General features: G+C 39.2%; 12 protein-coding genes. 5 read left to right on the top strand and 7 right to left on the bottom strand.

Annotation, left to right across the window (positions count from 1 at the left end):
- The first annotated feature begins 75 nt into the window (after positions 1–75).
- From ACSLUH_RS08310 to ACSLUH_RS08295, 4 genes are all read left to right on the top strand, one after another.
- Positions 76–465 (top strand): phosphate ABC transporter substrate-binding protein, encoded by a 390-nt coding sequence (locus ACSLUH_RS08310; protein ID WP_448566034.1) that lies wholly within the window; start codon positions 76–78, stop codon positions 463–465.
- Positions 466–477: 12 nt separating this feature from the next.
- On the top strand, positions 478–1,617 hold the full coding sequence (locus ACSLUH_RS08305) for a porin (protein WP_448565876.1): 1,140 nt from the start codon (positions 478–480) through the stop codon (positions 1,615–1,617).
- A 255-nt stretch (positions 1,618–1,872) separates the two neighbouring features.
- The gene (locus ACSLUH_RS08300) at positions 1,873–2,472 is read left to right on the top strand and encodes a paraquat-inducible protein A (RefSeq protein ID WP_448565874.1); all 600 of its coding nucleotides are present in this window, start codon (positions 1,873–1,875) and stop codon (positions 2,470–2,472) included.
- 45 nt (positions 2,473–2,517) lie between these two features.
- Complete coding sequence (locus ACSLUH_RS08295) at positions 2,518–3,255, top strand: substrate-binding periplasmic protein (protein ID WP_448565872.1); 738 nt, start codon at positions 2,518–2,520, stop codon at positions 3,253–3,255.
- Between the two features lie 113 nt (positions 3,256–3,368).
- On the opposite strand, the gene ACSLUH_RS08290 is transcribed toward ACSLUH_RS08295, so the two are convergent.
- The 5 genes from ACSLUH_RS08290 to ACSLUH_RS08270 form a co-directional block, all read right to left on the bottom strand.
- Entirely contained in the window at positions 3,369–4,070 is a 702-nt protein-coding gene (locus tag ACSLUH_RS08290; RefSeq protein WP_448565870.1) for an energy transducer TonB, read from the bottom strand.
- Positions 4,067–4,642, bottom strand: a complete 576-nt coding sequence (locus ACSLUH_RS08285) for an RNA polymerase sigma factor (RefSeq protein ID WP_448565868.1) — start codon at positions 4,640–4,642, stop codon at positions 4,067–4,069. The genes ACSLUH_RS08290 and ACSLUH_RS08285 overlap by 4 nt, the downstream gene beginning before the upstream one ends.
- Positions 4,639–5,253: a TonB family protein gene (locus ACSLUH_RS08280; RefSeq protein ID WP_448565866.1), complete on the bottom strand. Its 615-nt coding sequence runs from the start codon at positions 5,251–5,253 to the stop codon at positions 4,639–4,641. The genes ACSLUH_RS08285 and ACSLUH_RS08280 overlap by 4 nt, the downstream gene beginning before the upstream one ends.
- 145 nt (positions 5,254–5,398) lie before the next feature.
- The gene (locus ACSLUH_RS08275) at positions 5,399–7,606 is read right to left on the bottom strand and encodes a M4 family metallopeptidase (protein WP_448565864.1); all 2,208 of its coding nucleotides are present in this window, start codon (positions 7,604–7,606) and stop codon (positions 5,399–5,401) included.
- Between the two features lie 292 nt (positions 7,607–7,898).
- On the bottom strand, positions 7,899–9,227 hold the full coding sequence (locus ACSLUH_RS08270) for a M20/M25/M40 family metallo-hydrolase (protein ID WP_448565862.1): 1,329 nt from the start codon (positions 9,225–9,227) through the stop codon (positions 7,899–7,901).
- Between the two features lie 156 nt (positions 9,228–9,383).
- Here ACSLUH_RS08270 and plsB point away from each other — a divergent pair, with 156 nt between their 5' ends.
- Entirely contained in the window at positions 9,384–11,825 is a 2,442-nt protein-coding gene (plsB, locus tag ACSLUH_RS08265; RefSeq protein ID WP_448565860.1) for a glycerol-3-phosphate 1-O-acyltransferase PlsB, read from the top strand.
- 36 nt (positions 11,826–11,861) lie between these two features.
- Here the strand turns inward: plsB and ubiA are convergent, their stop codons facing one another.
- Together ubiA and ACSLUH_RS08255 are read right to left on the bottom strand one after the other, a co-directional pair.
- Entirely contained in the window at positions 11,862–12,737 is an 876-nt protein-coding gene (gene ubiA, locus ACSLUH_RS08260; RefSeq protein WP_448565859.1) for a 4-hydroxybenzoate octaprenyltransferase, read from the bottom strand.
- 11 nt (positions 12,738–12,748) lie between these two features.
- The gene (locus tag ACSLUH_RS08255) at positions 12,749–13,312 is read right to left on the bottom strand and encodes a chorismate--pyruvate lyase family protein (RefSeq protein ID WP_448565857.1); all 564 of its coding nucleotides are present in this window, start codon (positions 13,310–13,312) and stop codon (positions 12,749–12,751) included.
- Positions 13,313–13,529 lie beyond the last annotated feature (217 nt).

The following is a 13,529-nucleotide window of genomic DNA, read 5'->3' as shown; positions in this document are numbered from 1 at the left end:
TTTAACTAACACTGAGGAAATAACATGGTATCTAAAACACTTTATACCGTGATGAATATCATACTATTCAGCTCGATGACCTACTTTACAATTATAGCCACTGCCAATGCAGAAATAGCAGTGATTGTACATCCGCAAAATCAATCAACTTTTGATACCGCCGACATTAAAAAAATATTTTTAGGAAAAGCGAAAAAATTTGCCAATGGTGCTGAAGCCACACCTTTTACTTTGGAGAATTCCTTACCAGCGGCAGAGCAATTTACGACCAAAGTGATCGGAAAGTCGATAAGTCAACTTAATGCCTACTGGTCAAAGAAAATATTCACTGGTAAAGGTACACCGCCAAAAGCATTGCAGAGCAATGAAAAAGTATTGAAAGAAGTTGCTTCAAACCCGAATGCTATCGCCTATATCGATAAATCCGCGGTCACCAGTGACGTCAAAGTTATAGCAACATTTTAGCGAGGCAGAACCATGAAAACAGTTACTAACGCAATTGCACTCTTACTTACTGTAACCACAAGTTTTAGCGCTTTCGCTGATATTGAAATCAGTGGTTATGGCTCTATCATCGCTGGCCGAACACTCGGCACAGTGGATGACCCTTTAAATCCCGGTCAAAAACGAGACGAAATACTCACCGCCGATTTTTATGATGTGGGTCAGTATGACAATGATATTTCATTTACACCTGAATCCATTTTAGCCGTGCAAGCAAGCACAATGTTAAGTGATAAGTTTAAAATTACTGCACAATTAGTAGCTAAAGGCGTCGATGATTTTAAACCAGAATTTGATTGGTATTATTTGACTTATCAAGCGTCAGATCAACTTTCAGTAATGATTGGTCGTCGAAACGTTCCAATGTACTACTTTTCTGAATTTTCTGAAGTTGGTTATGCCTACCCATGGATGAGACCACCTTCAAACCTGTATTGGTGGCAGGTGACACAATTTAATGGTATCAATGTTTCCTACAGCTTTGATTTAGGCAACTATTCAACCGTGTTAACCGGTTTTTATGGTAACGAATACTCCTACGATAATGTCGAAATGACTTACTACAATAAGCTTTATGGGGGTAATGCGAGAACCGTCAATGAGTTTTGGGAGAATATCTTAGGTTTTAACTGGAATATCTCTGGTGATTTCTTTGATGTTCGGTTTGTTTATTTTCAAAATGACCGCGATAGGGAAACAATAGAACAAGACGGCAGTATCGCTCCATATAAACCATTTGATCAAACCTTTGTAGGGTTTGGTGGTACGGTAAACCTCAACCAATTTACCATTTTATTCGAGTGGAATTTTGTTGAGCAAAATGACGGGCGTGGTACTGAGTTCCCAACCTATTTAGTTTCACTTGTTTACAATATGGATGACTACCAGCCATATATTTCATACTCAAAAGCTGACCACAAACGCACTGCTATTCCGACAAATGATTTGGAAGAACATTACATGATGAGCTATGGATTGCGCTATAACTTTTTACCCAATGCTTCATTCAAAATACAATATGATAAATTTGTCGACCAAGGCCATGCACCAACGGGTTGGGCATACCATGGTGACTCAGATACCATCAGTTTAGGTGTTGACTTTGTCTTCTAAAATGACTTTTCAGTAGGTGGTACAGTGTTACCACCTACTACTTTCATACAGTAAGTTTTTATCTCCAGTACAACGTTCAACTTGATAGAGACATCTAGAAGTTGCACATACACGTATTAGCTAAAATACTGCCATCTTAAAATCAAAAAATACGCCTAAATAAAGTTTTACATCCCCCTTTTATTTTTACCTGCTCTTGTCGCGCACATTCGAGTGGTTATACTAGGCTGCTACTGTTAAATTTAGGTTATCGTAATGCTTAGACATTTTGCTTTTTATTTAAATATATTCGCGTTGTTTTTGTTTTTCCCCGGAATATTACTACCGTTATTTTCGTTAGACATGACGGTTCTCGCTGGTATTGGCGGCTCACAATTAACTACCGATATTGTTAATAAAGAGCTTACCTTACTCACTACGGTAGAGGAACTTTGGCAAGATCAACGCATACTCGTGGCGATACTTATTTTTCTATTTTCTGTTTGCATTCCATTATTGAAAAGTGTTTTGTTAGCAATTGCCTACTTAAAGCATCAAACAATCTGGGAGAAAAAGTTGATCAATTTTGTCGCTAATATCGGCAAGTGGTCGATGGCTGACGTCTTTGTTGTTGCTGTGTTTTTAGCCGTTTTATCCACTAATCATGCGGAAACAGCCCAAAGTCAGCAACTCAACATTTTTGGTTTTAAAATTGATTTAATAATCAGTTCAGAAACGTTATCGTCGGTTGGTCACGGTTTTTATTATTTCACTGCCTATTGCATCGTTTCTCTTATCGCAAGCCAATTATTTCAATGGCATGTGAATCAGAGTCGACAAACTGAGCAATTATCAGAGAATAACCTGACAGTTTAAGACTTCTGTACCATACTGAGGATAAACAACTATTCACAAAACTTAATGATTAAAGCGACACTATTTTTTATTCTTATTTCGATTACTTGGCTTTCTCAAGCAAAAGAGTTAGTTAATGTCTATGTATATCATTTAAAACCTCCGTTTGTTGTAGATTTGGTTAAACAACAAGGACTGTATTTTGACTTTTCAAGATACTTAAATGAAGTTGCGCCAAATTATGACTTTCACACCATTTTTGTACCAAGAAAACGCATTACATTGATGCTTGAGCAAGGAAAGCTCGACGGTATGTTGCTTGGAGTAAACCCAGTATGGTTTAAAGATAAAGAAGAAAGTAAATACTTATGGTCAGACAAAATATTGGTTGATAGAGACGACTTTGTTTCTTTAAAAGAATCACCTTTTGAATACAACAACCCACAATCTTTAAGAGACAAAATATTGGGTGGCGTTAGAGGCTTTTATTATCGAGGAATCAATGAGCTAGTGGAAAAAAATGAATTAGTTCGTGTCGATACAGTTGGAGAAGACGCTTTACTCCATATGTTATTGAATAAACGTATCGACACAGCAATCATCAGTCAAAGTGCATTTAAATACATTACTCAGGATAAAGCGTTACGCGGTAAATTCCATCTTTCTGAGAAACCACATGATCAATTTTCCAGAAGGGTCCTCTTCCCGAAAAATTTACAGTCACTTTATCAAGAGCTTTTACCAAAGATAAATGCCATGTATGACGATAGCCAATGGCAAAAGATGGTGGTTAGCTATCGCTAATTGCCGTTTAGTTAACAATTTCCATTAGAATTTTACCGGATAACCTCGTGCTTTTTGTAAAACATTTAACCTACATCACTGCAACGTAGGCTTAATACCAATTGAATTAATCTCTATTCTTCAAACGAAAATACAATTTCCATCTCGTTATGGTTTACTACCCCTTTACTATACTGCCATTGTGCTAATGCTTTTTTGGATGCCCTTATCAGTGACTTCGATGCACTCGCTTCAATAACGTTAATGTCATAAACCTCACCTTGTTGGTTAACATGGTAAGCCAGTTTAACAAATCCAAAGTCGCGCTTTGTTATTTCTTGACGATCAAATTTAGGTAACACTCTATATATCGGTTGGAAAGATAGCTTAGGCGAGCTAAGTACTTGTTGAGAAATCTCCTGTTTAAGGTCCTTAGGTATAATCACCCGAAATTCACTTACATCCACACGGCTTTGCAACACTTTTTGCGAGCCTTGCTGAGGTGGTAACTCTGGCATTTTTGGCTCTGGCGGTAATGTTGTTGCTATTAATGTAGGTGCATCGGCTTCAGGGCTATGGACACTTACCTCAACATAGCGCTCTGGCTCAGTATACGTTGTTAAATCATGTGTTGGTTTAGCAAGATGTTGTACCAAAGCCATAATCGCAAAAGATGCAAAACCTCCTCCGAGGGAGATCATCAGCAATGATTTGGGCAGACTAACTTGGGTTTTTTTTGACGTTAGTCGTTCAACATCAATTTCAGGTACTTTAATGCGACTTTGACGTTGTCGATATAAGTGTTCAATTTCTTGATCACTAGATTCTGGCTTCATGTTAGATATCCTAAATGCTTTCTCAGGTGTTGGCGAGCATAACGCAGGCGACTTTTCACTGTTTCTTGTTCAACATCAGTTAGTTGAGATATCTCATTAATACTAAAACCCTCCTGTTGAAGTATAAAGGATTCACGCTGTGCTAGTGCCATACCATCTAATGCTCGATTAAACCTATCAAGTTGCTGCTCATTCATTAAAAAAGAGTCTAACGATGGTTCAGAACTATTGGAATGGTATGCTTCATCGAAACTATCACTACTCCATCGCTTTTTTCGTCGCAACTCGTCGATGAGTCGATGACGGGCAATGGTGAAAAGCCAACTTTTAACATTAGTATGGGCTTGGACTGATCGCGCCTTTTCCACTACGGTCAACCACGTTGATTGTAGAACATCTTCCGCTAACACTTGATCACTCATCGTCAATAAATAATGATAAAGTGAGCGATTGTACTGCTCAACCAACAAAGTCAAATAGCGATTTTTTTTTGTCTTTTGATACCGAGTGAGCAGATACTCTGCACTCACTCGATTTGTTACCCAACCTTGGATTCTAGCTTTTAACTTCAAATGCTCATGTTCCCTGATTGTTCCAATGTGAAGTCTAGTTGAATACTAACATTCTTTTGCTCGATGGCCTGACCATTTTCTACTTTAGCTTTATATTTCCATTTTTTTAGTGCTTTCTTAGCTTCTCTATCAAAAATACGACTTGGCTGAGAATCAATAACCTCAACATTGATAACTTGCCCTACTTTATTAATATCAAACTGCAATTTAACCCACCCTTGAATTCCTTTTTGAGCTGCGTCCATTGGATAGTTTGGCGGTATACGAACAATTGCTTGCGCTTCTCTATCAGGTGCACCATCAAAAGCAGTTAGTGTCCTCGTAGTCGTAGTATCTAAGGGGATATTGGTTACAGCAATAGTCGGTTCGGCTGGCTCTAGAGGTTCATGAAGATCTAGTGGCATTGGTTTAGGTTTTACTGGTGGCTCTATTAGAGGCGGCTTTTTGTCTATCGGCTTTGAATCTTCAGGCTTCCCATATATTTGCACTACCGTTGGTGGTTCGATTTCGATAATCGCTAGCTGATTACTTTTTACTAACGATGCCATAAAACCAAATAATGCCAGAGTTATTGCACTGCCTAAAACCGTTGGAATGATAATTTTTTTCATACAAGCCTCTCTTATTTACGAGTAAATCAAGGTCGAAATAACCTTGTAACTACTACAACGAACGATCAATAAAAAAGGGGTTAAATTTTTGCGTAGACAAAAAAAAGGTGATGTAAACATCACCTTTGATTGATAAATAATACTACTAAGGATTAGCGATTAACCTCAACGTAATTCCTGAGGCATTGCTATAGCCATAAACATCTAAATACCAGGTTCCTGCTTGTGGATTCTGGAAATCACAACTTTCATTATTACCATTGCGATATGGGCGACAATCATAATTTGTTAACGTCGATTGACTTCCATGGTTAACATATAAGTCTGCATCACCACTACCACCACTCATTGATACCGTCATACTACTATAACCAGCTGGTAGCTCATACGTATAGCGTGTCCAACTTCCTCTGCTGACAGAAACATTGCTAGCTGAAACGTCTATCGGCTCTAAACCGCCCGTCGACGTATCAAAACTGCCGGTTAATGTTACGCCACTGATATCATTCCACGCTTGCACCATAACGTAATAGGTGCCCGCTTGGATTGACGAAATTGCGCACGTTTCATCACTGGTTGGAGAAGTACTTGAACAATCATAACTATTTAACGTTGGTTCACTACCGAACTTGACATAAAGATCTGCATCACCACTGCCACCGACGGTACTGAAAGTCAAATTAGTTGCTCCTGTAGGTACATCTAACTTAAACAGTTTTTCTGATTTGGCACTGCCTGAGATACCGGTTTTTGCGACACCATTTTGCAATGTTTCTATCGTCCCGGTATCAGGGTCTGTCGACGGACAGGTGCCAACACCAACGGCACACCATGCTGTTTCAACAGCTACTTTTTCCGCTTCTCCGTATAAATCGAGTGCCGATTGTGCCGTAGCACTTCTTGCCCCAGCAAAGTTAGTACTTTGAGACATATACGTCGTTAATGCTCGATAAAATATCTGCTCTGCTTTTAATAAACCTATTCCAGGTACTTGTGCAGTAGACTTATTTCGAGGATGGCTACCGCCATCGGTTAACAGAGCGAATGCTAAGTTGGCAATACCTGAATTTCCATGTACACCACCTTGGTCGTTAGAGTTGTTGGGATTGCTGGTATAAGGAATACGCTCAGGCCACCAATCTTTAGAGTAGTTATCTAGCGTAGGGTTATTCATATAACGCATCGCATCACCACTTGTGCCTGGTGTATAACTTTCTTCAGCTAGCATCCAATCAGCTTGTGTGGTGCCATCTCGATATGCTTTAGCTGCGACACCTAGAATATCAGACCATGCTTCATTAAGTGCACCAGAAGCATTATTGTAGATTAGTCCGGCTGTATACTGAGTTACCCCATGGGTTAATTCATGACCAATAACGTCAAAGCTTAATGTCAGGTCATCTAAAATTTGCCCATCACCATCGCCATACATCATTTGACTACCAGTCCAGTAGGCATTAGCGACGTTGTACCCTAAATGAACACTCGACACCATGGTCATGCCGCCATTATTAATACTATCACGGTTAAAACGCTCTAAGTAATAATCATAAACAATTGACGCACCATCATGTGCTCGTTGTGCTGAGGAATCTCCACAACTTTGCGTGTTGGTACAACGAAGTACGCCTGGTGCATAATTTTGATTTTGATTTTGCAGATCATAGGTCTTCCAACTTTTGGCACTATGCACCTGCGCATGCCTTGTCGATAGCGTTAACGTTTCAGCGTCATAGAATAGGTGATCATAACCAAAATCCTCACCACCGTTATTCCATTCAACATCAACTTTCCAAGCCCTTACCGTTTGCTCTTCAAGTGGTAAATACACATAAACTTCTGTTGGTTCGGTGACAACCTTGCCATGCTTTTTCGCTAGATTTTTAACTTTCTTAGCATCACCTTTAGCGCTGCTTGCCGCATACTTTTTCACCTTGGTATGAAACGCTTTGGCAACAACGCCAGTAACCGCATAAACATCATTTGCGGTATCCGTTCTGCGCAATCCGCTGGTTAATGACTCGGTGTGAACCGTCAAACTGGTACCGTAGACAGGCAAGCCATTAATCGTTTGTGTTAAACGATAATGTTGCTTGCCTAGCTTATCAATCCAATGATCTTTGATGGCAAAAGCCTCATTACCATTTAATTGGTATTGAGCATGTTCGCTAATAAGATTAGAAATCGCTGAGGTAGCCGTATGAGGGACAAATTTACCAAGTTTTCCAGCAATGAAAGTTGGCGTACCATTTTCTGTTTTCGCTTGTAAGCTCGTTTCGTTATTGGCTAATGCACCAACACTTAACGCACTTAGCGAGACAGAAACAATATATTTGGAATATAGATTTTTCATATCTTTCCTTATTGTTGTAGTTATAAAGTATTGTTCCTGGCCAGGAATCCTAAACTTAGTACATAACCAACCAATTTAACAAAAAATAAACAAAAATTTAATTTGATGAAAAATACCATTTCGTTAACATTCTGTTACACTTTATTTTTTAACAATAAAAACAACGACTAACAAAAGCAAAATAATATGCAATTATTTTATGTTACAATGTTATGAATTCGACGTTTAAGTGAGAGAAGGAATATGAAGCGTAAGAGGAGGATATTTTATCAATCCCCCGTTAGCAAAAAGATTACTTTGACAAATCAGTATTACTCAAGCGATAAAGCAAAATGGCTGCTTTCTCAATATTTTTTTGTAAGCTAGTTAAATCAGCAACTTCTTGATCTGTATGTCCACAACACCCCATTAATCCAATACCATCAATTGCCATTTCAACATGTTCCGCTGCAAACGAGATATCAGCAGCACCTGCTTTTCTTGGATTCGCCGCGACAACGGTCTCATAGCCTAAATCAGTGCTGATACGCGAATACATCGTCAGCAATTGATGATTTCCTGGCGTTGGTGACATAGGAGGATAACCGTTATCAAACGTTAACTTAGCCTCGGTATGCGGCAAATTTTCACTGACAATATGTTGCATAATTTGCTTGGCTTGCTCAAACTGTGTCATTGATAATGCTCGAATATCGCCAATGACCGTCGCTTCTTTGGCAATGACATTGGTTTTTCCATAAGCTGTTGCCGAAGATTTATCAGGAAAATATTCAGTTTGTGTGCCGCCAACGATAAGCCCAGGGTTAAACGTTAGGTTTTCCTGCGTCGATAATTTTTCACGAAAATCCGTGATAATTCGAGCGGCTTCGTAAATGGCGCCATAGCCAATATCCTCTCGAAATATTTGCGACGAATGAGCAGGTTTACCAGAAACTTGAAGTTGCCAGCCCACATAACCTCGACGCGCTACCATCGCCGTTTTAATATTACTATCGCCATTCTCAAAACCAAGGGCGATATCTGCCCATTTAGCAGCATCAATAATTGCAGCTTTAGATAACTGCAAAGGCCGACCACTATTTTCTTCATCGCCGGTCATCACCACCTTGATACTGATAGTATCCAATAAGTTTGATCGCTCAAGTGATTCCAATGCGGCAATAATGATGGCATTACCTCCTTTCATATCAACAATGCCTGGCCCTGTTGCTTGCTCTTTCCCTTTAAGAGAAAAGCTTTGAAAATCATCATGCTTGGCAAAAACCGTATCTAAATGACCAATCAATAGCACCTTTATCGCAGTTGGATCATCACTAAGTCGAGATGCTATCAAGTGCCCCGCTCGGTTAAATGCTTTACCTGATATAAACTCAGCGTTAAAGCCAATACGCTGAAATTGTGGAATGTATAGTTTTGCCACTTGCTCGACACCTTCAAAATTCATGGTGCCACTATTAATATTAACAGCGCTCTCTAATGATTTTAACGTTGCAGGTAAGTGCGCTTTAACCTGCTTAATGATGTTTTTTTCATGTTTATTGAGTGGAATTGCTATACTTTTGCTACAAAATAGCAATAATGTGCTGGTTAAAATGAACAATGTCAGTATTATTTTTTTCATAATGTATCCTTTTACCTAGAACTGTTACCCTAATCATCATTGCTATAATTGTCTACTGATCGAAACAACCTTAACCTTATTGAAATTAAATCATTAACAGAAAGTCCTACCATTGCATGATAAACTGCAAGGTATTAAATCGTTGAGCGAATTACTATGTCACCACTGCACAATATACTCACATTACTATTAACACTGCCGATTAGGTTATTAGTGAAATGTCGTATTGTCAGGGACGAAAAGTTAAACACGGAAGAATGCACTACTCATAAACCTATTTTTTATATTTTGCGACATCAATCAACGAGTGACTTGCTGACTTTGGCCAAAGCTTGTCGAGCGTTAGGGTTACCCAGTCCATTTGATAAAGTAAAAATTGACGACAATGAGTTTGAGCGCACATTATGTTTAGAAAATCCTACGCCGTTATTTAAATGGCGTCGGTGCCATTCGACAACAGCACTCAATGAAGGTACAAATATCCTACAACAACACCTTCATCATCAAACACTTAATGGTCAGCTTATTCCGGTAAATATAACCTGGGGTAGAAAGCCTGCCATTGAAAAACGCAATGCAAATGTCGGAACAATTTTAGCAGATCAGGAATCCCCCTCTTGGTTGAGAAAACTTTTCATTGTTTTGTTTCTTGGCCGAAATGTCATGGTTCGTTTTAGTGAAGGCGTTTCGTTTCGTTACATGGCCGACAAGCATGGTGCTGACGAGCATACTTCTAGAAAATTGTTGCGTGTTGCTCGCTTTCATTTTTTCAGACAAACCATTGCTGCGACAGGCCCGCGTTTAATGCATCGTCAACAAATGTTCAAACAATTGTTTTCAAATCCTGCCATTAAAAAGCTATTAGCCGATGAATCTCAAGGAGATAAACAGAAATACCTCAAACTTAAAAAAGAAGCCGCTTCAATGATGGATGAAATCGCTGGGGATTACCGCGAATCGATGATAAGAGTTGGCGAACGAGTATTACATTGGCTGTGGCACCGCATTTATAACGGAATTGAAGTGAGCAATGCTGACACACTTAGACAACTGGCAGACGAAGGCCATGAAATTATTTACGTACCTTGTCATCGCAGTCATATGGATTACTTATTATTAACCTATATTATCTATCAACAAGGGCTAGTAACACCAAGAATTGCTGCTGGGATCAATTTGAACTTTTGGCCAGCCGGTCCAATTTTTAGAAAAGCTGGTGCTTTTTTTATTCGACGCAGTTTTAGAGGTAACAGGCTCTACTCAACAATATTTAGGGAGTATTTAAGCTTACTCTTTGAAAAAGGCTACTCGGTAAAGTTTTATTCTGAAGGCGGCAGAAGTCGCACCGGTAAGCTGCTTCCCCCTAAAACCGGAATGCTTGCGATGACCATGCAAGGGTTATTGAGAGGAATAGACCGACCTTTAACATTGGTACCTGTTTATTTGGGGTATGAGCATGTCATGGAAGTAGGCACATATCACAAAGAGCTAAGTGGCAGCAAAAAACAAAATGAATCAATTTTTGGGGTCTTTAAGGCAATTAAAAACTTACGTAACTATGGTAAAGGTTATGTCAATTTTGGCGAGCCTATCAATATCAATCGCTTTCTTGATCAACAAGTTCCTAATTGGAAAGAAAATATCGATCCCGTTGAGCCCCAAAAACCCAGTTGGTTGACGCCGAAAGTCAATTTATTAGCCGACAATGTCATGGTGGCGATCAACAAGTGTGCTGCGCTAAACGGTGTTTCTTTGGTTGCATTGATCTTACACGCTACCGACAACAAAGCCCTTTCTCGTCAAGCACTAGAAAAACAACTCGATTTATTTCTTACCATTCAGCGCCAAGCTCCCTATAGCCAGCAGTTGACCATCCCAAGTTGTGATGGAAAAACTTTACTCGATGATGTTATTGCATTAAATAAAGTCGATATTAACGAAGACAGTTTTGGCGAGATTATTTCTTTGAGCGCGTCAGCTGCATTAGAAATGCGCTATTATCGCAATAATATTTTGCATACCTATATTTTACCGGCATTGATCTGTCGTATGTTTGAGCGTCATGCAAAAATAAATATCGACACTTTAAAACGAGATTGTTGGCAAGTGTTCAACGTCCTAAAAAATGATCTCTTTTTCTGGCAAGATCAAGAACAGTTTAACTTGCAAATAGTCCAAGTTCTTGAAGCTTTAGAACAACTCGGCGCAGTAAAACAAACCAAAGCAGGCTTTTGGTCGTTAAGAGCTGAGCAAGAAGCTAAAACACAAATCAATATTTTAGCTGAATGCGCTGACGAGTCATTACAACGCTTAATGATTATCTGTAGTTTAGTTAAGCGATTGGAACCAATTAGTAAATCAGATCTGGAAGATAAAGTCGTCAGTATTGCTAAACGTCTTTCAGTGATAAACAATATCAATGCACCTGAATTTGTCGACAAAAAATCACAATCGGCTTTAATTCAGACGATGAAAAACCAACAACTGATTGGCATAGATGAGCACAGTAAGTTAATTTCAAACAGTACTTTAGATACACTTAAACAGGTTACCGCCAACCTTGTCGATATTAATGTATTACAAAGTATTGCCCGCTAATCAATCAAGATCAGAAATTGACTTAACTAGAGCGCTCTATAGGTACTCAATAGCAATACCAATAAAGATTGTTAATCCGACCCAATGGTTGTTGAGAAAAGCGTTAAAACAACGTTCGCGCTCTCGGCGTGCTATCATCATTTGTTGATAGCAAAACAGTCCACCAGCAATCACTAAACTAAGTTGATAAGGCCAGCCAAAAGCAAGCATATCACCAACAATCATCAGTAGGCCAATAGTGACTATCTGTAAGAATGCGGTTATGCGCTTATCATGGACTCCAAAAAGTATTGCTGTTGATTTTACCCCAATTTTCAGGTCGTCATCGCGGTCAACCATCGCATAGATAGTATCATAAGCCACGGTCCACAATAAATTGGCCGAAAATAACAGCCAAGCAACAAGTGGAATTTCACCAAGAAGCTCGGCAAAAGACATGATCATGCCCCAACTAAATGCCGCACCAAGCACGACTTGTGGTAAGTGCGTATAACGCTTCATAAATGGGTAACTTGCTGCCAATACTAATGCGATAACAGATAAACTAATCGTGTACCAAGAAAGCATCGCCACTAAGCCTAATGCAGCTCCAATAAGCAAACCAAACAACGTCAATGCTTGCTCACTGGTTATTTTTCCTGAAACTAAAGGACGATTCTGCGTCCGCTTTACCTGGCCATCAACATGTCGATCAGCATAGTCATTAATCACACACCCAGCACTGCGCATAACAAACACGCCAAGGGTGAAAATGAGTAAAAGTTCTAATGGCGGAAAACCTTCCGCAGCAATCCATAACGCCCAGTAAGTTGGCCATAATAATAAGTAGGTACCGATAGGTTTATCCATACGGGTAATTTGAACTATTGCCGCCCAATTATTTGGAAAATTACTTTTTATAGAAGCCATCATTTCAACATACTTTATTTGTGATAAGCGAATGAGCCTGGTAAAAATACTTCAGCTACGGTTAACGGTTTATGATTCAATAAAAAAGTTGAGCGCCTTCCCCACATCGATTGACTTACCGGCAATTGATAGTGACTCGCTACCTTTGCAACCTCACTATGCTCATTAAAACATGCCACTTCGATATCTTTTCTCACCAACCTAGGATCACTGAATAATACTTGACCAAGTGGCATATTACCTAAAGTTGCCAACCTTTGCTCTTCGCCGGTTAACGATGTAAGCGGCAACAAGCTTCGAGCAAATACATGTGGCCTATCATCACAAAAAAGCAACACTTCTCTAACTAACACCATCTCTCCTTCAATGACCTCAGCTGTCGCCTCATCTGCTGGGCATGGCTCTGTGCGCTCTCCAAGTACTTCAACATGAAACGTATCACTGAGCGCTTTTAATCTTGCCGTCAAAGAGCTTTCATCTAATAACCAATCTAATAAATTAGGTGATAGCTCTGTTGCAGGCCTATTGCGCCAAACGGCAGGTAAGCGCACTGGAAAGAAATGTTGTGCTGTACTCATGATAAAAGGGTGATTGAAATACTCGTGACAATTTGACCGGCATGATAGCAGTTTTTTTAACGCAAAACCTTAGAAAATCTTTAATCACTGTTGATGTGATCATTAAAAATTGGTGAAAAAAACCACCTATGAATTGCCAATTAATCAAAATTTTTCACTGCAAAAACTTATTTTCAGGTTATGATAAATATATCACTCTCAATATTTATGAACTTAG

It is taken from the genome of Thalassotalea ganghwensis (genome assembly GCF_053485795.1).
Note: the sequence above shows the minus strand (reverse complement) of the source record. Positions and strands in the feature narration are given on the sequence as shown.

What these genes read in the sequence shown, in the direction of transcription:
- ACSLUH_RS08270 (WP_448565862.1), bottom strand. Translation starts at nt 9,227, where the DNA reads ATGAAAAAAATAATACTGACATTGTTCATTTTAACCAGCACATTATTG.
- ubiA (WP_448565859.1), bottom strand. Translation starts at nt 12,737, where the DNA reads ATGATGGCTTCTATAAAAAGTAATTTTCCAAATAATTGGGCGGCAATA.
- ACSLUH_RS08305 (WP_448565876.1), top strand. Translation starts at nt 478, where the DNA reads ATGAAAACAGTTACTAACGCAATTGCACTCTTACTTACTGTAACCACA.
- ACSLUH_RS08310 (WP_448566034.1), top strand. Translation starts at nt 76, where the DNA reads ATGACCTACTTTACAATTATAGCCACTGCCAATGCAGAAATAGCAGTG.
- plsB (WP_448565860.1), top strand. Translation starts at nt 9,384, where the DNA reads ATGTCACCACTGCACAATATACTCACATTACTATTAACACTGCCGATT.
- ACSLUH_RS08300 (WP_448565874.1), top strand. Translation starts at nt 1,873, where the DNA reads ATGCTTAGACATTTTGCTTTTTATTTAAATATATTCGCGTTGTTTTTG.
- ACSLUH_RS08255 (WP_448565857.1), bottom strand. Translation starts at nt 13,312, where the DNA reads ATGAGTACAGCACAACATTTCTTTCCAGTGCGCTTACCTGCCGTTTGG.
- ACSLUH_RS08290 (WP_448565870.1), bottom strand. Translation starts at nt 4,070, where the DNA reads ATGAAGCCAGAATCTAGTGATCAAGAAATTGAACACTTATATCGACAA.
- ACSLUH_RS08295 (WP_448565872.1), top strand. Translation starts at nt 2,518, where the DNA reads ATGATTAAAGCGACACTATTTTTTATTCTTATTTCGATTACTTGGCTT.
- ACSLUH_RS08275 (WP_448565864.1), bottom strand. Translation starts at nt 7,606, where the DNA reads ATGAAAAATCTATATTCCAAATATATTGTTTCTGTCTCGCTAAGTGCG.
- ACSLUH_RS08280 (WP_448565866.1), bottom strand. Translation starts at nt 5,253, where the DNA reads ATGAAAAAAATTATCATTCCAACGGTTTTAGGCAGTGCAATAACTCTG.